Origin of the sequence: Halorubrum sp. SS7 (assembly GCF_005435055.1) — an archaeon.
Taxonomy (GTDB): domain Archaea; phylum Halobacteriota; class Halobacteria; order Halobacteriales; family Haloferacaceae; genus Halorubrum; species Halorubrum salinarum.
On sequence record NZ_SGXV01000360.1, the window covers coordinates 1 to 405 of the forward strand.

General features: G+C 63.7%; 1 pseudogene. It reads left to right on the forward strand.

The annotated features are described in order from the left end of the window. A pseudogene (locus tag EXE44_RS18390) lies at positions 1-254 on the forward strand (hypothetical protein); the annotation flags it as partial. Positions 255-405: the final 151 nt, after the last annotated feature.

The following is a 405-nucleotide window of genomic DNA, read 5'->3' on the forward strand; positions in this document are numbered from 1 at the left end:
ACGTCCTCGACGTTCCGATCGAGGAGGCCGGGAACGCCTCCCGGCCGTGTTCGGGCGTCGTCCGCTACAACGGGACGATGCGGATCCCCGCGGGCGACGACCCCTGGACCCTGATCGTGAAACAGGACGGCGAGACGGTCACGACGTTCAGCGGCGACTCGGACCACTCCCTCCTCGGCGGCTCGACGAGCGTGAGCGGAAGCGTTTCGGCCCCGGCACAAACGAACGGCTCCGCGAACGCATCCGGAAATTGATGTTCCACCGGCGGTGAACGAGTTCAAAGCCCCGACCGCTCCGTTATAAATCGCTGACCGTATATCGACGGTGAGCGTCTCCAAAGCCCCAGCCGCTCGGTTATAAATAGCTGACCGTAGATCGACGGTGAACGTCTCCAAAGCCCCAGCC